Here is a 19,544-nt window from a genome sequence, read left to right on the forward strand (position 1 = left end):
TGACGGCCCCGAAAGTAAAGCGAATGCAGGCTGCGTAAAGCACGTGACCGGGGAGAAAGCGAAGAGCCGCCCCTTGCGGAGCGGCCCTTGCTTTCGAAGGTCTTCGGACCCTTACGGCTGGATCACCAGTCGCTGGGTGTACTGGGCATCACCTGCGATGATGTTCACCATGTACATGCCGGCGGCGAGGTCACTGTTGAGGTCGAGCACCGTGTAGAGGTGGCCACCCTGGGCCGCCACTTCACGCGCCACGATGCGCTTGCCGCTGAGGTCGTAGATGTCCACGGCCACGGTCTCCACATCGGCCGCCACCTCATCCAGGCTCAGCCACAGTTGCTGACCGTTGTTGGGGTTGGGCCACAAGTTGAGCGTGATGTTCTCCATGGCCATGTTCTCGTTGCCGGGTGCGGCCGCAGGTGCGATGGTCACCTGGCAATAGTCTCCCCAAACGCACCAGGTGGGCACGTTGTTGATGTTCTTGCGGCTGCGCACGCGCACATTGTAGGTGACACCCGGTTGCATGGCCGGCTGGCTCGTCCAGTTCAGGTGGCGCTGCACCGTGGTGGTCTGCAACACGGCCAGGTAGGGCGCCTCACCGGGCAGGTTGGTGAACTCCCACTCGTAGAGGTTGGCGCCACTGATGGCCATGGCGTACAGCCTGTTGGCCGCGCTGTTGGGGCCGCCCCAGGTGCGGGTCACACCGCAGCTGAAGAAGGGATGCCCCACCACATCATTGAGTTTGGTGGGCGGGCAGGCGGCCGTCACCGGATCGAGCGTTACGCGGCAAGCCGGGCCGTACTCCATGGGGTTGCCGGCCACCACACCGCGCACACGCACGTTGTACAGGTTGAAGTCCTGCAGGTGGTTGACCTGTGCCCAGTTGTTGAGCTTGGCGTGGCAGGCGCGCAGGGCGGTCTGTGGTGCCGGAGGCTGGCAGAGGGACTGCCACATCTGGCTGCTGTTGAAGCCTTCGCTCACCGTGTGGCTGCGGAAGCGGCGGAAGCTGTAACCACCGTTGGGGTCGAAGAACCAGAACTCGTAGCCGCTGGAGCTGGCGTTCGGCCCACCGAATTCGGCGCTCACATCGCAGTTTTCATGGGCCACGATGAAGTTGCCGCTCACCCAGTAGTTGCGGTCGCAACTGGTGTCGATCAGGCGGTCCGTGCCCAGGGGCAGGCACCAGCTTTCACCGGCGGCCAGGGTGCTTTCCTCGGTGTCTCCATCGTTGAAGTCGCTGAAGTTGTTGCGGTTGTCGATGATGCGATCACCGGCCAGGGTGCGCAGGGTGTAGCCGCCGATGAAGCCACCGGATTCCATGCCATCGCCAAAGCTGTCGTACACCTCCAGGCGGAAGCAGCCATTGTCCACGCACACCTGCTCGGTGATGATGGCGTTGGGCTGGCCTGGGTAGGTACCACCCGAAGCCACCGTCAGGTTGGTGTTGTCATCGATGATGGCCCAACTGGTCTCACTGGGCCAGCCATCGGTTTGCAGTTCCAGCACCAGTTGGTGCACACAACCCGGGGGCAGTTGGCAGCTCATGGTGAGGTTGCCCGTGCCGCTGGCATTGATGAAGCCCGACACACGGATCCAATAGGACTGGCCGGCGACCACCGGGAAGGTGATGGCACTGGTGAAACTGGCGCAACCGTCAGAGTCATCGTTGCAGGCGAGTTGGTTCCCACCACAAGCGTCGAAGGCGCTCAACACCGTATCGAAGCTGGCATCGCCGCAGGTGCTGGCCGTGGCATCGCCGGTGCAGGTGGCCACGTACTCGAACCAGACGTCCAGATTCGATGCGTTTCCGTTGAATACACAGTTGGGGCTCAGCACCACATCGGGACCTGTGGCACCCACTGTGCTGAAGGGCGTGACACCGTTGCCGATGACGATCGCATTGGCGCACAGGTCATTCGCCGGAGGGCATGGTCCGCAGTCGCCTGGGCAGGTGGCGCAGGTCTCGTCGCCGTTGCAGATGGCGTCGCCGCAAACAGGGGGCGGCGGGGCTTCGCAGGCCGTGGCGGTCACCGTCACTTGGTACGGGCCGTTGGTGCCTGGGCCGAAGTTACCTATGGGCAGGTAGTAGGTTCCGGCCGGCAGTTCGGCGTAGAAAGTGGTCCAGTTGCCATTGCCGCAGCTGGTATTCTCGGCAGAGGTTTGAATGACGCCATCTGTTGCCGGGCAATCGATGGCGATGCCGGTCCAAGAATCGTCATAGACGGGGCCACAGTATGAGAAGGTCACATTCGCGCAGGCCGCGAGCGTGAAGGAATGCCAGACGTTGGGCACACTGTTGAAGATCCCATCACCAGCCGTGGTGGCGCCCACTGTGGTGCCGGTGAACACCAGCGGTGCACCGTCCACAATGAGGTCCTCAGGCGTCACATCCGCGCAGTCGTCGTTCTCGGGGGCGGGCGGCGGCACAATGCAGCTCATGGTAAGGTTGCCAGTGCCGGTGCCGCCGTTGAAGCCGGCGATGCGCACCCAGTAGGACTGGCCAGCCACCACCGAGAAGTTCACCGAGGATGTGAGACCGCACCCACCGGCATCGTCGTTGCAGGCCAGTTCATTGCCACCGCAGGCGTCGAAGATGGCCAGTGAAGTGTCGAAAGTGGCATCGTTGCAGGTGCTGGCCGTGGCCGTGCCGGTGCAGGTGGCCACGTACTCGAACCACACGTCGTTCACGTCGTTGGCTCCCGCGCAGCTGCTTTCATTCGCGCCTGTGGCGCCTATGGAACTGAATGGCGTGACACCGTTGCCGATGACGATGGCGTCCGCGCACAGGTCGTTGCTGGGGCCGGAGGAGGCCGCCTCCTCAGCACAGATGGAGAAGGTGCCCTGTGCCAATGCGACCACACGCACCCTATACTGGGTGTCGGGTGTCACGGCGAATGGCGCATGTGGGCTTTCCCCATTGAGGCAGGCGACCACAGCGCCGCCGCAGGCATCGAACACCTCGGCACCGATCGGGGTCTGCGTGATGATGTTCAGGCCGATCTCGATGAAGGTGGCGCTTCCCGAATTGAAGGTGTACCACACGTCGGTCAAACCTGGGAAATCACCCACACAGCTGAAGAGCGTACCGCCATCGTTGGTGGCACCTATCGTGCTGCCCTCCACCAGACCGGCGGCGCACTGGCCCGCAGGCTGTACGACCAGATCCGTGGCATTCGCACAATCGTCGTTGGCGACCGGCCCGCTGCAGCTCATGGTGAGGTTGCCAGTGCCGGTGCCGCCGTTGAAGCCGGCGATGCGCACCCAGTAGGACTGGCCAGCCACCACCGAGAAGTTCACCGAGGATGTGAGACCGCACCCACCGGCATCGTCGTTGCAGGCCAGTTCATTGCCACCGCAGGCGTCGAAGATGGCCAGTGAAGTGTCGAAAGTGGCATCGTTGCAGGTGCTGGCCGTGGCCGTGCCGGTGCAGGTGGCCACGTACTCGAACCACACGTCGTTCACGTCGTTGGCGCCGGCACAGGAGGAGAGGTTGGTCCCGGTGGCGTTGATGGAGGAGAAGGGATGTGTGCCATCACCGACCACTGTGGCATTGGCGCAGTCGTCGTTCGCCGGCGTGCACGGGCCGCAGTCGTCCGGGCAGGTGGCGCAGGTCTCATCGCCTTCGCAGATGGCGTCGCCGCAGACGGGTGCCGGCGCTGTCCAGCACACCTCCAAGCTCAGGCCGTCGATGGTACCAACGTCAGCACCGGCATTGTCCGTGATGTACACCGTCCAGTCGCCGTTGATGTTGTCCACACCTACCGCGGCCGGGAAGCCAAAGGTGGCCAGTATGCTGGTGGCGGTGTTGACACAGACGTCCGTGGTGCGATAGGTCCCGGAGGGGATGATGTCATTTGTACCCGGGGCCGCCACAGCAGCGGTCCACAAGGTGGTGGCGGCCCCATCGTTGAAGGCGTAATCGCCCAGCAGGTTCGAGCTGTCGCCGGCGCCTGGTGCGCCTGGCGGGCAGGTGGGCTGTCCTACCCGGAAGATCACCGTATGGGTGGTGCCGGCCGGGCTGGTGAGCAGGATCACCAGGTCGCCCACCCAAGTGTGGGTCAAGCCGGTGAAGTTGAGCCCAATGTTCTCCACGGTGCCCGTGATCCCTGAAACGGGGATGGTAACATCGAGTCCAGCTAGGGGAGCATTGTCCGGGATGGCCGCCGGAAGCCCTGTACCAGCGAAGAATGAGGTGTTCGATCCGCCCGTGAATTCGCATTCGTTGTCGACGCAGGAATAGGACCCGCACGATGTGGGGGGGCAACCGAGGTTGGAGTTGACCGGCAGAGCCACATTGCAGATCGCGTCACTCAAGTGTACCAGGGTCACGGTGTGTGCTCCATTGGCATAACCTGTGAAAGTGTAGGGGCTGCCCGCCACCGTGGCGCCATTCTGCACCGGGTTGCCATCCACCAGGATATCCACTGCCGCCCCAGGCGAATCACCAGTGCCGGTCACGTTCACCTGGATGTCGTAGGTGGCGCAGCCAGCGTTCACCGCCACGGCGGTTCCGGTCGGAGGAGCGCATGCGAGCCCCGCTATCGTTATGGGTGCGTTCGGAGTCTGCTCATAGTGGATCTCCAGGATCGTGCGCACTGTGGTGAAAGAGGAGCCCACCTCCACCCTGGCATATCCATACCTCAGTTCACTGTCGTCGCCAAGGAACCGGAACCCGACGTAGTTGTCTGCGGAGTTGAAGGTCCAAGCACCTATGCCTGCACCAGTAGAAGCTCCAGAGCCCCATGCTCCGGTCCCCGGGATCGTATACCCCATCGGCAGGTTGCTGATACCAGTGCCTCCCGGCATGACATGGTAGACCCCACCTGCCGGTGCACTTGGATTGAACCAGTTCAAATTGGTTGCAGACCATGGGTTCATGTCCCAGCCTGGAGCAGCCGCTGCTGTGCCGAAGGCCTGGGTCTCCACATTGATGTAGACACCAGCCGTGGTCAACGGAATATCAATACCGCCGGGGGGTATCCAACTGACCACTTGGGCGGAGAGACCTCCGGTGGCGACGATACCTGCCACGGCGGCCGCGGCTTTGGCCGAAGCGCGGAAGTGCTTGTTCAATCGGTCCTTCAGCCTCGACGGTCGTTCCGCCGGACTGGCTGCTGCAGCCATGGGCCGCAACACTTCATGGGGTAATTGGGCGCTCATCTGATCAGGGTATTGAGTAGGGGTTTTGGAAACTCACGTCTAAGTAAAGGTCAATTTTCAAGAAATAACAAGGGCCTATTGAAAACCCTTCGATCCGGCTCGCGCCAGTATCGGAGAAAGTCGATCGGCCTCGTCAGGTACATCCATGCAGCGGCGCTGTGCGCTGCCGCTTGCGATCGTGCCACACAGCTACCTTGCCTGCGGATGAGCGCTTTCATCACCATTGTTTCGGGCCTGCCGCGCTCGGGCACCAGCTTGCTGATGCAGATGCTGGCGGCGGGCGGCATGCCCCTGCTCACCGATGGGCGGCGGGCGCCGGATATCGACAACCCGAAGGGCTATTTCGAGTTCGAACGCGTGAAGGCGCTGCCGGCCGATACCGCCTGGCTGGCCGAGGCACGTGGGCGCGCGGTGAAGGTGATCCACGCGCTGCTGCGCCACCTGCCGGACCACGAGGTTTACCGGGTGCTCTTGGTGGAACGCGCGCTGCACGAAGTGGTCATGAGCCAGGGCAGGATGCTCGCCCGGCTTGGCAGGCCGGGCGGGGGGCTGGGCGCCGAGCGGATGATGAGCGTGTTCCGGCAGGAACTGGTTCGCGTGCAGAGCGCCCTGGCCGACAAGCCCAATGTGCGTGTCCTTCGGTTGCAGCACGCCCGGCTGATCGGCGACCCCCTGGCAGCGGCACAGGCCATGAACGCCTTCCTGGGCGGTGGGTTGGATACCGGGCGGATGGCGGAAGTGGTGGACCCGGCCCTGCACCGGAGCAGGACCGTTGATCCTGGATCAGCTTGAACCAAGGCCGTGCTTCGCGGCGAAGTCTTCCAAGCCATACGGCCGGTCGCGGGCCGTGCGACGCGAACCAGCGGCAGGCGCCCCGGCCGCGGTACGATGCCTGGCAGCGGACCGCTCATCGCTGGCGAGCGTCGCCACCAGCGCGGCGAAGGCATGGCTTTCCACCGCCTCGGGATCGAAGCGAAGGGCCATCTCGAAGCTCTCCAGCGCATTCGCGAAGTCGCCATACCAGGCCAGCGCCATGCCCAGCAGGTGGTGCGCCTCGGGAATGGCCTGGGTGATCTCCAGCGCATCCAAGGCATGTTCCGCGGCCTCCTCGAAGTGCCCTGATGCGAGCTGGGCTTGCGCCAGGGCCAGGTGTGCGCCGATGTCCTTCGCATCGGCCTTCAAGGCCCGCTGCGCGTGGCGCACCGCGTCCGCGAAGCGCCCCATGCGCAAGGCCAGGCCTGCCAGCGCCAGAGCGTACGTCACGCGGTCGCCGGCCAGGCGTTCGGCCTGGGTCGCTGCCTTGCCACCTTCCTCCAGGTCTCCGGCCTCCACCAGTATCTGCGCCAGCATCAGGCGTGCTTCGGTATTGGAAGGGTCGCGCCTGCACAGGTCCTGCACCGTGGCGAGCGCTTTCTCGTGTTCGCCGGTGGCCATCAGGCTCTGGACCAGATGCGCTCCATAGCGTGCTGTGCCCGGCTGTTCCAGGGCCAGGGCCTGCAGGATGGGGACCGCTTCCGCGTGTTTCAACTGTGCGATCAGGCTCGTGGCGAGATTGAACCGGCTCTCGCGGCTCACCAGATCCACCTGGGCCTTTTTGTCCTTGGGCAGCGCCGCCAGGTAGCCCAGATCGATCAGCTGCATGATCGCGGCATGGGTCTCCAGCGGATCCTGGCGCAGGTCGGCCGGGTGCATGCCCGCATCACCCTCCACAGCGTCCCACGATGGAAGGTGTGCCACCTGCAGGCCCGGGTCGAGGATCTCCTGCAGCACCCGGCCATCCATATCCTCGCCCACGGCAACACCCAGGAGGGCCAATGCGGTGGGCGCGATATCGAGCAAGGAGCACGGCCCGCATACCGCGCCGGGCACCACGCCAGGCCCCGCGGCGGCCAGGATCCCGAAAGGCCGATGCCAGCTGGCCTCCAACTCCATGCGCTGTTCAGGTGGAAGCCCCTTCAAGTTGGGCCGCTTCGCTCCGCTGTGGAAGCCATGGTCCGACAGCAAGATGACCGTGGCCTCCGGGCCAGCGCGCTCCAGCAAACGACCCAGGGAGGCGTCGTGCCACTCGTAAACCCGGTCCATCACGGCGCCATACTGCCGCACTTCACGTTCAGTGACATGGGACATGCGCGGGGGCCGGTACTGCATGAAATGATGGCCCACCGTATCGATGGCGTCGAAGAAGACCATGGTCGCGTCCCACGGGCCGGCTTCCATGGCCAGGTGCGCAGCGGCTTCCACGCTCATGGCATGGGCCATGAGTTTTTTCAAGTGGCCGACCAGGTCCTTGCTTGAGCTTTCCGCTGAAGGAAGGAGCATCCGCAACTGCTCCTTGGGAAATGCATGCGTGCGCTGACGTTGGGCGGCGATCGTCTCCGCCAGCTCCACCGGGTGTACCGAGCCGCTGAGGATGGGCCATGGCGCACCTGCGGAGCCGGGTTCAGCTTCTTGCAGCAGGTTGGTGACGATGCGCCCCTGAACGGGTTCGGCAGGATGGGAGGCATACCAGCCGACCACGTTGGTCGTCAAGCCCGTTCGGGACAGGATGTTCCACAGCGCCATGGTGCGGCGTGATGTGGAGCGCACCACACGCAGGCCATCTCCATCCGGCTTCGGCTCCACGAAGTTGAGGATGCCGTGCTTGTCGCAGGTCTTGCCCGTGGCGACCGAGGTCCAAAGGATCGGCGAGAGCTTCGGCTCCAAGGTCTTCAGATCGGCCCGGATGCCACGCGCCAGGAGCTTCCGCAAGTGGGGCATCCTGCCCTGCGCGAACAGGGCGTCCAGGATCAGCCAATCGGCGGCATCCCAGCCGATGACCAGCAACCGGCTTGCGAGCCTGCTTTGGGAGCGAAGGGCTTCCGGGTCCATGCGCGGAACTTGAAGCGACGAAGAAAGCGCATGCGCGTTCGCTTTCAGCGAAGTTGGTTCGTCATCGATCGGAGTGGGCTGGCATCGGGCACCCTTCAGCATGTGGGCGTGATGGCCCCCCACGCGAAAGGGCCGCCCCTTGCGGAGCGGCCCTTTGCGAAGTCTTGTTTCGAGGGACGACGTTCCTCGTTTCTACGGCTGCACCACCAGGCGGCGCACGTGCTGCTCGTCACCGGCGGTGATGGTCACCAGGTAGGTGCCGGCGGCCAGGCCACCGAGGTCGATGTTGGTGTAGAGGTGTCCGCCCTGGGTGGCGATCTCGCGTGCCATCACGCGCTTGCCGCTCAGGTCGTAGAGGTCCACGGCCACGGTGCCCACCTCAGCGGCCAGCTCATCCAGGGTGATCCACACTTGCTGGCCGTTGTTGGGGTTGGGCCAGAGGGCCAGGTTGCTGGCGGCATCGCCTTCCAGGGCCATGTTCTCATTGCCCGGCGCTGCGCTGGGTATGATGGTCACCTCGCAGGTCCAGCCCCAGTCGCACCAATTGGCACCACCGTCCTTGCTGGCCCGCACGCGCACACGGTAGGTATTGCCTACGAGCATGGGATCACCTTGGCTGGCAGGCCAGTTCAGGTGGCGCTGCACGCCGGTGGTCTGGCGAGTCACGTAGTAGGCCGGTTCGTTGGGGTCATTGGTGAACTCCCACTCGTACAGGTTGGCACCGGCCACCGGGCGGGCGAAGAGGCGGTTGGCCACCTGGTTGGGCCCACCGAATTTCTTGTTCACGCCGCAGCTGAAGTTGGGGTTGCCGGGGATGTCGTTCAGACCCGTGGGCGGGCAGGCGGCCAGCACCGGATCGAGCGTCACGCGGCAGGCGGGGCCGAACTCGCTGAGCGGGTTGCCGGCCACCACGCCGCGCGAGCGCACGTTGTAGAGCACCCCGTTCTGCAGGTGGCTGGCGGCCGCCCAGTTGTTGAGCTTGATGTGGCAGGCGCGCACCGCGTTGTTGGGGGCGAAACCATCGCTCACGGTGTGTACACGCGTCTTGCGGAAGCTGAGGCCACCATTCGGATCGTAGAACCAGAACTCGTAGCCGCTGCTGCTGGCGTTGGGACCGCCGAACTCGGCGCTAACCGTCAGGTTCTCCTTGCCCACCAGGTAGTCGCCGCTGCTCCACCAGTAGCGGTCGCAGCTGGTGTAGATGGGCTCATCGGTGCCCAGCGGAATGCAGAAGCCCTCGTTGCCGCTGATGCCGCTGTCGCCACCGGGGCCCAGCACCAGGTTGTCCGTATCGTCGATGATGCGGGCATTGCCGTAGGCGCCCACGGCATCCTTCAGCACCAGGCGGTAGCCACCGCTGATCACGTTGCCACCGCTGTTGGTCACGCGCAGGTAGTAGCAGCCATCGGGCAGGCACAGGGGCACGCTGCCCTCGCCTGGGTTGATGCCGCCGGTCTCCACCACGGAGTCGTCCGTCTGGTCGTGGATGGTCCACACCAGATCCTGGTAGTTGGTGGTGTTGTTGTGCACGAAGAAGAGGTCTTCGGTGCAGGGGTTGGGGACGCCAGCGCAATCGATCAGGAAATCGGTGATCTGGACATTGTCCACCAGCCAGTCGCTACCGGCGCCATCGAGGTTGTCTGTTCCATAACGCCAGCGCAGTTGGATCGATTGGCCCGCTGCTGCGGCAGGAAGATCCACCGTGGTGGTGAAGTAGTTCCCAGTTCCTCCGGCGGAAATTCCTGCCCATGCGGCACGCCCCTGCAAGGGGTTGGATGTACCTGCCGCCAACACATGGCTGTATCCCCCAGTGACCCAGGCACCTCCTGCCGCAATGATATCCGTCCATGCCCCGGCATTGATGCTTATCTCAAGCACTGCACCATCATAATAGGTGCCCAGGAATATGTCGGTGATCCAGTGTGAATTCTGGAAGCTCAGCTGCGCGGTTGTCGAAACAATATTGATCGGTGGGGTCACCAGGACGTTGTCCGAAGTTGTGCTTGTCAACTGTTCGTAATATGCACTATTCGGGTTGGAGAATGGGAACGTGGTGGAGGTGGTCCAAGGATGAACGGTCCCTGTGAGGTTCTGATTCAACCAACCCGCAGGTAGCGCGGGTGCCGTGACCGCATCAAAATTCTCGGTGGTGCCCCCTGGCACCAGCACCAGCACGTCATTGATGGTCTGTGGATCACCGTCATCGCAGGGGATCGGGTCGTTGAAGCACACGTTGCCCAAGCAGTAGTCGTTGGTGGTGGGATCATTGTCATTGCAACTGACGGTGCTGTTGGCATTGGCGCTCGCACTGCAAGCGGGGTTGCCCAAGTGTACCAGTGCGAGCAGATGGGTACTGCCATTGGTGAAGGGGCCAAATGGTCCATAGGACCCGATCCCAGCGCCTGCCACCTGGGTGATGCCATCGATCTCGATGTCCACGACGGCTCCCGGCGAATCGCCCGTTCCGGTCACATCAATGGTCACTTCGTAGGTGTCGCAACCCGCGTTCACGAACGCATAGGACCCGGCAACGAATGCGCAGGTGGCAGGTCCGAACCGGTATTGGAGACCGGATGCGGGCACCACTCCAGGCGCGTATGTGCATCGGTCGGTATTGACCACAGCCGCCGTGGTGGCGCTCCAGTTCGTGGAGGTGGTGCGGCTGACGAAGTCCGCCGTGGTGGTGCGGATGCCGATGCCCGCGAGGTTGGATACGCCGGCCGTATTGGGTCCGAAACGCACGAAGATCGACTGGTTACCCGGCACGGCGCCATCCTCGTTCAACCAGACCTGGACGTTGATGTCATCCGCAACAACGCCGAAACGACGGGCACGATGGAACTGGAACACCAGGCTCCGAAATGGTGCGGTGCCCACGATGTAGCCTGTGATGGCGCTTCTTGGTGTCAGGGCGGTCGTACCACTCGCTGTTGCGGTGGTACTCATTGTGATCGTGCCTGCACCAGCGTCGAATGCGTTGATGATCGTCCCATTTTGGATACCGGTCCCGGACAGCCGGGTGCCCACTTGTACGTTGGCGAAGCTGCTCACACCGGTCAGCGTAGCGGACCCCGCGGTCCTTGTCGCAGTGAAGGTGGCGAATGTGGCCTCCGCCAGGTCCATGTTCATGAAGGCCACGCCATTGCCCAAAGCGGTGCCGGAGAGGTAGACTCCGTTGGCATCGCTAAAGGATACATAGGCCGCTCCGACGCCATTCGCGGTCGTACCACCGCCGAAGGTGAGGAAGCCATTGGTAGAAAGGCGGACCTGTGTGTATACAACGTTGTTGTAGGTGAAATTGAAGGGAAGGTTGAAAAGTACCGTCCCATCATCCCAAGCAGTTGCAAAGGCCGCCGCGGGCGTTGCCCCCCCGAACAGGGTGGTGTAGGTTTCGTTTGTCTGGCTGAAGAAGTAGTTGCCCACCACTTGGCCATGGGCCCAGGCGCTGTGGAGCACCAAGGCCAATGCGAACAGACCACCATGCCAGCGGGCGAATGCTCTGTTGGGAGGAGAATACGCGTTCATGTTCAGAGGGTTTTTGGTTTTGGAGATAGGGAAGGGTGAAGGAGCACGAGGTGCTCCGGTGGTAGTGCCTGGGTGTGGTGCATCCCGCTTCCGGCTCAGCATACCCATGCGCCCTGTCGGGCGCTTGGGCCATGTGCGATCGGGGGTGTGGTTGCTGTTGCTTGGGGTGCCGCCTGGTGAGCCGCCGGCGGCGCAATGGTAAGGTTGGGGCTTGATCTTGCGCGGCGATCGTTTGGAACGAATAGATCGAATGTATAGGGATCCCAAAGCCTTCCGCAAGAGGCTGTGAATAAATTTTCCCGGTTGGCAACCATGTGCTAAGACGTCCGTCTTTGGGCCTTCGTCGCTGGTCGGGGGGTGTTCGTGGGGCCTCTAACAGGCCGTCACAGCAGGCCCATTATGGGGATCCCGGGCTCTTGGAGGTGGCCAGGAATTCCCGGCCTGTTCATGTGGGCTTCAGGTATGATCGTACAGGGCTGCACTTGCGTGTTCAGGGGTCCTATGGTCCTTGCGGCTATCAACGAGCGCCGGGTCTGGAGCACATTGCCGGTGAGGGTGTTCACCGGCACCAAGGCCAATGCCCTGGACGTGCGCATCGAAGGAGGTAAATGCGCCTTGAGGTAGCGCATCACATGCAGCGCCTTCACCCCGGGTGCCAGGGCGGTCAACATGCCCGTGCCCTGATGCAGCAGCACCATGTCAGGCGCTGCCGACGGGTGGGTCCTGCGCATGGTCTGGCCGAGCCTCAGCATGGCATCGGCCATGCGGGGCATGGGCGTGCGGGTGCTTTTGCATTCGATGAGGGTGGCACGCCCTTGCGCCCGGTGTGCGCAACTCGTCCAGGAAGCCCTGCGGATCGGCGCGCAGGCGGGCCACCACGTCGGGGTCCTCCAGCAGCACGTAGCTGGCCTTGGGGAAGAGCCTGCGCAGCAGCAGGGTCTTGCCGGCCCTGCGCGGCCCGGTGAGCAACACGGCGGGAAATGCCTTGGCGGCCTTCACGAGGATCGGACCCAAGGTCCGGGGGATGGCGCAGTTTTGAGCATCCTGAAGTAAGACTTTGGGATCCTCTAACCGCCCCATGCGGTCCCTTCAGTACCCATGACAGGAGAAGGGAACCGTGAATGGACGGGAATGAACGTGCATGAGAACCATCCACGCGCTTGGCTGGCGTCACGGAGAAGCCATTTCCGTCCATTCCCATCCATTCACGGTTCGCATTGGATCGCTGGCGCTGACCGCCATCTTGTGGAAATGAGCAGAACGCGGAAGGCCCCGCACTTTCGCGCGGGGCCTTCGCATCCAGTTCGGCGGAGCTGCGCTTAGGGCTGCACCACCAGGCGGCGCACATGCTGCTCGTCACCGGCGGTGATGGTCACCAGGTAGGTGCCGGCGGCCAGGCTTGGTTGTCGTCAGGGATATGGATACCTGGTCAAGGAAGCGCCGCCTACATTCACCGCCGCATGTCCGCCGCCCCGCCCCGCCCCGCCAGCCTGTGGCTCGCCCTATTGCCCTTGCTGTTGCTGGTGGCGCTGCTGGTGGCCAACGTGGCCGTCTTCGGCGACGGCGGCCTGGGCGGTCACTTATCACCGTAGTGGCCCTTGCAGCTCAGGATCTCCACATCACCTTCCGCTGTGATGCGATACACCAGCCTGTGGGTATCATCGATCCGCCGCGACCAGCAACCGCGCAAGCGACCTTTGAGTGCTTCGGGTTTGCCCACACCTCGGAAGGGCTCGCGCAGGATGGCCTTCAACAGGTCGTGGATCTTCAGGAAGCGCTGACGGTCGTAGATGCCCCAGTCACAGAAGTCGTCGTAGGCTCCCTGTTCGAAGACCAGTCGTCTCATCGCTTCATGCGCTGAAGCACCAACTCATCGAGTTGTGCCTCGGTGAGAACGACCTTCTCTCCGGCCTCGATGTTCTTGATCGCGCGTTCCAAACGCGACAGGTAGTCCTTCCGGCTTTCGGCTTTTGACAAACCGAAGTCCGTCGCGCTCTGGATGGTCAGGGTGATCTCCCGGTCCTTGCCGAAGAGTTTCTTGATCCGATCGATCAACTGGGCGTCGAGCTCGGATACCTTCAACCGGAGACTGGTTTCCATGATGCGGCCAATTTACGGCGATCACCGGCCTGGCGATCGGGGATGAAGTTCTTGGCCCCTGATGACCAGGGGCCAGCACCTACTTTCACCGCCGCATGTCCGCCGCCACGCCCCGCCCCGCCAGCCTGTGGCTCGCCCTGCTACCACTGCTGTTGCTGGTGGCGCTGCTGGTGGCCAACGTGGCCGTCTTCGGCGACGGCGGCCTGGGCGGCCCCAACCAACTGGCGCTGCTGTTCGCCGCGGCGGTGGCGCTGGGCGTGGGCGTGTTCCAGGGCCACCGCTTCAAGGGCCTCCTGGAGCATGTGGTGCGCGGTATCTCGTTGGCGCTGGGCGCGGTGCTCATCCTGCTGCTCATCGGCGCGTTGGCGGGCACCTGGCTCATCGCAGGCATCATCCCGGCCATGATCCACCACGGCATGCTGCTGCTCTCGCCGGCCTGGTTCCTGGTGGCGGCCTGCCTGGTGTGCGCCGTGGTGTCGCTGGCCACGGGCAGCTCGTGGAGCACGGCGGCCACCGTGGGCATCGCGCTGCTGGGCATCGGCAAGGCGCTGGGGTTCCACGAAGGGCTGGTGGCCGGCGCGGTGATCAGCGGTGCCTACTTCGGCGACAAGCTGAGCCCGCTGAGCGATACCACCAACCTGGCGCCCGCTGTGGCCGGCACGGACCTCTTCACGCACATCCTCTACCTGCTGTGGACCACCGTGCCCAGCATGGGCATCGCCCTGCTGCTCTTCGGCGGCATCGGTCTGTTCGGCGATACGGCGCACGAGGTGCCCGATACGGCATCCTTCCACGCGGCCATCCTGGAAAAATTCAACGTTGGCTGGTGGCTCTACCTGGTGCCTGTGGCCATGGTGGTGATGATCGCGCGGCGCGTGCCCGTGCTGCCCGCGCTCTTCGCCGGCACGTTGCTGGGCGCGCTCTTCGCCGTGCTCTTCCAGCCGCAGCTGATCCAGGAACTCGGCAGCGATGGCGGACCGCTGCGCCGGGCGTATGAAGTGGCGATCACCGCGATGGGACCCGGCCTGGCGGTGGAGACCGGCCACGCGGCGGTGGATGAGCTGCTGGTGGCGAAGGGCATGGCGGGCATGCTCAACACGGTGTGGCTCATCATCTGCGCGCTGGCCTTCGGCGGCGCCATGGAAGGGGCGGGCCTGCTGCAACGCATCACCGGCGCGGTGATGGGCCTGGTGCGCGGCGACGGATCGTTGATCGCCACCACCACGGCGAGCTGCGTGTTCGTGAACGTCACCGCCAGCGACCAGTACCTGAGCATCGTGGTGCCGGGCCGCATGTTCGCGCCGGTCTTCGCCCAGCGCGGGCTGGCGCCCCAGGTGCTGAGCCGCACCCTGGAGGACGGCGGCACGGTGACCTCCCCGCTGGTGCCATGGAACACCTGCGGCGCCTACATGGGCGGCGTGCTCGGCGTGGCCACGCTCACCTATCTGCCCTTCTGCTTCTTCAACCTCGCCAGCCCGCTGATGACGATGCTCTTCGGCGCCATGGGCTGGCGCATCGCGCGCATCGGGCAGAACCGTTCAGGATCGGGAATGCCTTGACCGTGAATGGACGTGGATGCACGTGAATGAATGCCTGGGAGGGCGGGCTTCACCGCGCTCGTATTTCCGTTCATGCACGTCCATTGTCGGTGAGCACCGCTTGGTGGCCCGCGTAACTCCGGTGCGGGCTGCCGCGTAGCAGCGCACCATGCGCGCCCTCGTTCCTCTTCTTTTCCTCGTGGCCGCGCCGGTGGCCGCCCAGCCGGACGACCTGCTGGCCCACGATGAGCACCACCTGATCGGCGACATGGGGGAGGACCCCTCGCCCGACCTGAACCGCTACGAGCGTTTCAACCGTGCCCTGGGCGCCGATTCGGTGCGCATCTGCAACGGCCATCCCTGCATCGGCTGGGTGGAGGACCGCTACGGCGACGGCACCCTGAAACACCGCGGATTCTACGAGGACGGCCTGCTGGTGGTGTACCGCAACTACCATCCGAACGGCCAGTTGGAACGCGACTTCAAACCGCTGGACAATGTGAAGAGCATCATGCGCACCTACCACCGCAACGGACAGGTGCGTTCCCTGGCGCGCTACGCCGATGGTGCCGCGTTCGAATACCGCGACCATTATGTGAACGGCCAGTTGCGCTACGCCGAGGAACGCCACCGCAAGGACCCTTACTTCACCCGCATGGACCTCTACGATGGCAACGGCAAGCCCATCAGCCTGCTGGAACTGGTGGACCGCAAGAAGGTGGAGTTCGTGCAGCAGGAATACCACCCCGGTGGCCACCTGAAGAGTGAAGGCCGCGCGCGCTACGACGCCAACCGCATGGACACGCGCCGCATCGGCACCTGGCGCCACTACGATCCCGATGGCACCCTGGTGCGCGAAGAGGATTATGTGGACGGCAAGGTGCACACCGTGCGCTGACCCCCCATCCATGGAAAGGCGAAGGCCCCGGATCGACTCCGGGGCCTTCGCCTCTATGGGTTATGCGGGCCTCGCCGTTCTTGATCGGGCGAGGCGTTCGGTCCGCCAAATAGCGGGCGCATCATGATGCGCCCCTACTTGTCGTCCTTCACCTCTTCGAAATCGACGTCGGTCACTTCCGCGTCGGCGGTGGTGTTGGCGTTCTGCTGTGCGCCACCGTTGGCGGCCTGGGCCTGCTGGGCGGCGTTGTACATCTCCTGGCTCGCGGCCTGGAAGGCGGTATTCAACTCGGCCATCAGCTTCTCGCAGGCTTCCACGTCCTGGGCCTTGTGGGCATCCTTCAAGCGGGCCACGGCATCCTCGATGGGCTTGCGCTTCTCCTCGGGGATCTTCTCGCCGTATTCCTTCAGGCTCTTCTCGGTCTGGAAGATGAGGCTGTCGGCGGCGTTGAGCTTGTCCACGCGTTCGCGGGCCTGCTTGTCGGCGTCGGCGTTGGCCTCGGCCTCCTTGCGCATCTTCTCGATCTCCTCCTTGCTCAGGCCGCTGCTGGCCTCGATGCGGATGCTCTGCTCCTTGCCGGTGGCCTTGTCCTTGGCGCCCACGTGCAGGATGCCGTTGGCGTCGATGTCGAAGGTGACCTCGATCTGCGGGATGCCGCGCGGCGCGGGCGGCAGGCCGTCCAGGTGGAAGCGTCCGATGGTGCGGTTGCCGCTGGCCATGGGGCGCTCGCCTTGCAGCACGTGGATCTCCACGCTGGGCTGGTTGTCGCTGGCCGTGCTGAAGGTCTCGCTCTTCTTGGTGGGGATGGTGGTGTTGGCCTCGATGAGCTTGGTCATCACCCCGCCCATGGTCTCGATGCCGAGGCTCAGCGGGGTCACGTCCAGCAGCAGCACGTCCTTCACGTCGCCGGTGAGCACACCACCCTGGATGGCGGCGCCCACGGCCACCACCTCATCGGGGTTCACGCCCTTGCTGGGCTCCTTGCCGAAGAATTTCTTCACCGCCTCCTGGATGGCCGGGATGCGGGTGCTGCCGCCCACCAGGATCACCTCGTCGATGTCCGTGGTCTTCAGGCCGGCGTTCTTCAGGGCGCTTTCGCAGGGGGCGATGGTGCGCTTGATGAGGCTGTCGGCGAGCTGCTCGAATTTGGCGCGGGTGAGGCTGCGCACCAGGTGCTTGGGAATGCCGTCCACCGGCATGATGTAGGGCAGGTTGATCTCCGAGCTGGTGGTGCTGCTCAGCTCGATCTTGGCCTTCTCGGCGGCGTCCTTCAGGCGCTGCAGGGCCATGGGGTCCTTGCGCAGGTCGATGCCTTCGTCGTTCTTGAACTCCTCGGCCAGCCAGTCGATGATCACCTGGTCGAAGTCGTCGCCGCCCAGGTGGGTGTCACCATCGGTGGCCTTCACCTCGAAGACGCCGTCGCCGAGTTCCAGCACGCTCACGTCGTGCGTGCCACCACCGCAGTCGAACACCACGATCTTCTGGTCCTGGCCGCGCTTGTCCAGGCCGTAGGCGAGGGCGGCGGCGGTGGGTTCGTTGATGATGCGGCGCACTTTCAGGCCGGCGATCTCACCGGCCTCCTTGGTGGCCTGGCGCTGGGCGTCGTTGAAGTAGGCGGGCACGGTGATCACGGCCTCGCTCACGGTGGTGCCGAGGTAGTCCTCGGCGGTCTTCTTCATTTTCTGCAGGACCATGGCGCTGATCTCCTGCGGGGTGTAGTGGCGGTCGCCGATGGCCACACGGGGCGTGTTGTTGGGGCCCTTCTCCACCTTGTAGGGCACACGGCCGATCTCCTTGGAGCACTCGTCGTAGGAGTTGCCCATGAAGCGCTTGATGGAGAAGATGGTGTTGACCGGGTTGGTGATGGCCTGGCGCTTGGCGGGGTCGCCCACCTTGCGTTCACCGCCGTCCACGAAAGCCACCACGCTGGGGGTGGTGCGTTTGCCTTCGCTGTTGGCGATCACCACGGGTTCATTGCCTTCCATCACCGCCACGCAGCTGTTGGTGGTGCCCAGGTCGATGCCGATGATCTTGCTCATGTCGATCTTGTTTGATGTCCCGCATTGCTCTTGGCGGGTGGCGCCGGGCGGTCAAGGTCCATGCCAGCGCCGGAAGGGCTGCGCGATCGTCAGGAAAGACGAAAGCCCGCGATCGGCGCGGGCTTCGATGCTGACAGAACGACAGCGGCGGGTTTCAGAGGCCAACTCAGCATGGACCTTCGGGCTGCGCCGGGGTTTTTCGCGCCCATCCTTCGTTGCTCAACCTTTGCAGAGCGCCCGGCTATGCGCGGGTTTCTCGCCTTGGCTGGGCGCGGAACCCCACCGGCTCGCTGCCGAAGACCATTCAGAGATGGCTTCTAATTGCAGCCGTAGGGCGGCCCCACGTTGAAGGCCGAGCAGAAGCGGCGGTTGGCCATTTCCGAGCTGTTGATCAAGTAGTTCAGTGAGGCGTCGCTGAGGCGTTTGCCCAGCACACTCTTGTCGTAGCGGCTGGCGAAGACCCCGAAGGCGTTGTCCACGTTGGAGAAGGCGGGGCGTTCCTCGATGATGCCCGAAACGGGCTCGCTCAGCGTGAGGAAGGTGTGGAAGTCATCGTTGGCCACATAGAAGAGGATGTCCAGGCCGGTGAAGATGCGCTTGTCCACCGAGGGGTCGAAGGGAACGGCGTTGGCGATGCCGCCGAAGAAGAGCCCGCCGTCGATCACCAGGGAGAGGGCTTCGGAGTTCTGGGAATTGGCGGTGACGCGATTGCCGATGCGGGTGGTGATCGCCTTGTGCAGGGTGTCCGTGCCGCGCACCTCGCTGTAGTTGAAACGGTAGCTCACCTCGTAGCGCTTGCCGTCGCGGCTGCTGTTCCAGCGCACCTCGTAGCTGCCGAAGCCGCCATTGGCGGCGATCAGGTTGATGTCCGTCTGGGGCGCTTGCAGCACGGGCGAGATGGAGAAGTCGTTCACGATCGGGGCGGTGGCGCGCACCTGCCGGCCACGCACCACCAGGTCCAGTTCGTAGTCGTTCTCCTGCTGCAGATACACGGGTACCACGCTCTGCGGCAGCAGGTACACGTTGTTCTCCTGGAAGTAGTAGAGCTTCTGCTGCGGGTGGTAGAAGATGCCGGACTCCCGCACGTCCACCAGGGTGTCGCGCAGCGGGAAGGAGTCCACGCGCACGCCATTCGCGACACGGTAGATCATGGCCTTGCTGATGTCCTCGTCGCGGTACTCGTTGGAGTCGGGGATCATCGCGTAGTCCAGGGCGTTGCCCTCGCCCAGGAAGGCCTTGTTGATCTTCACGAAGTGGATGGAGTCGCGCATGTTGAGGAGGCTGTACACCACGGTGTTCTCCTCGTAGGGGGCGTTCACTTCCAATTCGGTGCTGCACGCGGCGAGTGTGGCGGCGGACAGGGCGATGAGGGTCTTGCGCATGCGGGTTCCTTGCAGGGCGTCAAAGATAGCCGCCCCC

At 64.0% G+C, this 19,544-nt stretch carries 12 protein-coding genes; 3 read left to right on the forward strand and 9 right to left on the reverse strand.

What is annotated here, in order from left to right:
- Positions 1–111: 111 nt before the first annotated feature.
- Positions 112–5,157 (reverse strand): T9SS type A sorting domain-containing protein, encoded by a 5,046-nt coding sequence (locus KIT10_15615; GenBank protein ID MCW5900684.1) that lies wholly within the window; start codon positions 5,155–5,157, stop codon positions 112–114.
- Positions 5,158–5,361: 204 nt separating this feature from the next.
- Between KIT10_15615 and KIT10_15620 the strand changes: the two genes are divergently transcribed.
- Positions 5,362–5,949 (forward strand): hypothetical protein, encoded by a 588-nt coding sequence (locus tag KIT10_15620; protein MCW5900685.1) that lies wholly within the window; start codon positions 5,362–5,364, stop codon positions 5,947–5,949.
- Here the strand turns inward: KIT10_15620 and KIT10_15625 are convergent.
- From KIT10_15625 to KIT10_15650, 6 genes are all read right to left on the reverse strand, one after another.
- The gene (locus tag KIT10_15625) at positions 5,941–8,025 is read right to left on the reverse strand and encodes an alkaline phosphatase family protein (protein ID MCW5900686.1); all 2,085 of its coding nucleotides are present in this window, start codon (positions 8,023–8,025) and stop codon (positions 5,941–5,943) included. The two genes, KIT10_15620 and KIT10_15625, sit on opposite strands and share 9 nt — an antisense overlap.
- 192 nt (positions 8,026–8,217) lie before the next feature.
- Positions 8,218–11,550 (reverse strand): T9SS type A sorting domain-containing protein, encoded by a 3,333-nt coding sequence (locus tag KIT10_15630; GenBank protein MCW5900687.1) that lies wholly within the window; start codon positions 11,548–11,550, stop codon positions 8,218–8,220.
- 383 nt (positions 11,551–11,933) lie between these two features.
- Positions 11,934–12,323 (reverse strand): hypothetical protein, encoded by a 390-nt coding sequence (locus KIT10_15635; GenBank protein ID MCW5900688.1) that lies wholly within the window; start codon positions 12,321–12,323, stop codon positions 11,934–11,936.
- On the reverse strand, positions 12,250–12,564 hold the full coding sequence (locus KIT10_15640) for a hypothetical protein (GenBank protein ID MCW5900689.1): 315 nt from the start codon (positions 12,562–12,564) through the stop codon (positions 12,250–12,252). The genes KIT10_15635 and KIT10_15640 overlap by 74 nt, the downstream gene beginning before the upstream one ends.
- Positions 12,565–13,126: 562 nt before the next feature.
- The gene (locus tag KIT10_15645) at positions 13,127–13,396 is read right to left on the reverse strand and encodes a Txe/YoeB family addiction module toxin (GenBank protein ID MCW5900690.1); all 270 of its coding nucleotides are present in this window, start codon (positions 13,394–13,396) and stop codon (positions 13,127–13,129) included.
- On the reverse strand, positions 13,393–13,650 hold the full coding sequence (locus KIT10_15650) for a hypothetical protein (GenBank protein ID MCW5900691.1): 258 nt from the start codon (positions 13,648–13,650) through the stop codon (positions 13,393–13,395). Before KIT10_15650 ends, KIT10_15645 begins: the two co-directional genes overlap by 4 nt.
- 95 nt (positions 13,651–13,745) lie before the next feature.
- On the opposite strand from KIT10_15650, the gene nhaC reads away from it, so the two are divergent.
- Together nhaC and KIT10_15660 are read left to right on the forward strand one after the other, a co-directional pair.
- On the forward strand, positions 13,746–15,209 hold the full coding sequence (nhaC, locus tag KIT10_15655; GenBank protein MCW5900692.1) for a Na+/H+ antiporter NhaC: 1,464 nt from the start codon (positions 13,746–13,748) through the stop codon (positions 15,207–15,209).
- A gap of 148 nt (positions 15,210–15,357) precedes the next feature.
- Positions 15,358–16,086 carry a hypothetical protein gene (locus KIT10_15660; protein MCW5900693.1) on the forward strand — a complete coding sequence of 243 codons (729 nt, stop codon included), beginning with the start codon at positions 15,358–15,360 and terminating at the stop codon, positions 16,084–16,086.
- Positions 16,087–16,220: 134 nt separating this feature from the next.
- Here KIT10_15660 and dnaK read toward each other — a convergent pair whose 3' ends face one another.
- Both dnaK and KIT10_15670 read right to left on the reverse strand, forming a co-directional pair.
- Entirely contained in the window at positions 16,221–18,125 is a 1,905-nt protein-coding gene (gene dnaK, locus KIT10_15665; GenBank protein MCW5900694.1) for a molecular chaperone DnaK, read from the reverse strand.
- A gap of 317 nt (positions 18,126–18,442) precedes the next feature.
- Positions 18,443–19,507 carry a hypothetical protein gene (locus KIT10_15670; protein ID MCW5900695.1) on the reverse strand — a complete coding sequence of 355 codons (1,065 nt, stop codon included), beginning with the start codon at positions 19,505–19,507 and terminating at the stop codon, positions 18,443–18,445.
- Positions 19,508–19,544 lie beyond the last annotated feature (37 nt).

Source organism: Flavobacteriales bacterium (genome assembly GCA_026129465.1).
Lineage (GTDB): Bacteria > Bacteroidota > Bacteroidia > Flavobacteriales_F > PHOS-HE28 > PHOS-HE28.

Coding starts and splice junctions, on each gene's coding strand:
- KIT10_15635 (MCW5900688.1), bottom strand. CDS start 12,323: ATGCCCCGCATGGCCGATGCCATGCTGAGGCTCGGCCAGACCATGCGC.
- KIT10_15650 (MCW5900691.1), bottom strand. CDS start 13,650: ATGGAAACCAGTCTCCGGTTGAAGGTATCCGAGCTCGACGCCCAGTTG.
- KIT10_15620 (MCW5900685.1), top strand. CDS start 5,362: ATGAGCGCTTTCATCACCATTGTTTCGGGCCTGCCGCGCTCGGGCACC.
- KIT10_15670 (MCW5900695.1), bottom strand. CDS start 19,507: ATGCGCAAGACCCTCATCGCCCTGTCCGCCGCCACACTCGCCGCGTGC.
- dnaK (MCW5900694.1), bottom strand. CDS start 18,125: ATGAGCAAGATCATCGGCATCGACCTGGGCACCACCAACAGCTGCGTG.
- KIT10_15625 (MCW5900686.1), bottom strand. CDS start 8,025: ATGGACCCGGAAGCCCTTCGCTCCCAAAGCAGGCTCGCAAGCCGGTTG.
- nhaC (MCW5900692.1), top strand. CDS start 13,746: ATGTCCGCCGCCACGCCCCGCCCCGCCAGCCTGTGGCTCGCCCTGCTA.
- KIT10_15645 (MCW5900690.1), bottom strand. CDS start 13,396: ATGAGACGACTGGTCTTCGAACAGGGAGCCTACGACGACTTCTGTGAC.
- KIT10_15660 (MCW5900693.1), top strand. CDS start 15,358: ATGCGCGCCCTCGTTCCTCTTCTTTTCCTCGTGGCCGCGCCGGTGGCC.
- KIT10_15630 (MCW5900687.1), bottom strand. CDS start 11,550: ATGAACGCGTATTCTCCTCCCAACAGAGCATTCGCCCGCTGGCATGGT.
- KIT10_15615 (MCW5900684.1), bottom strand. CDS start 5,157: ATGAGCGCCCAATTACCCCATGAAGTGTTGCGGCCCATGGCTGCAGCA.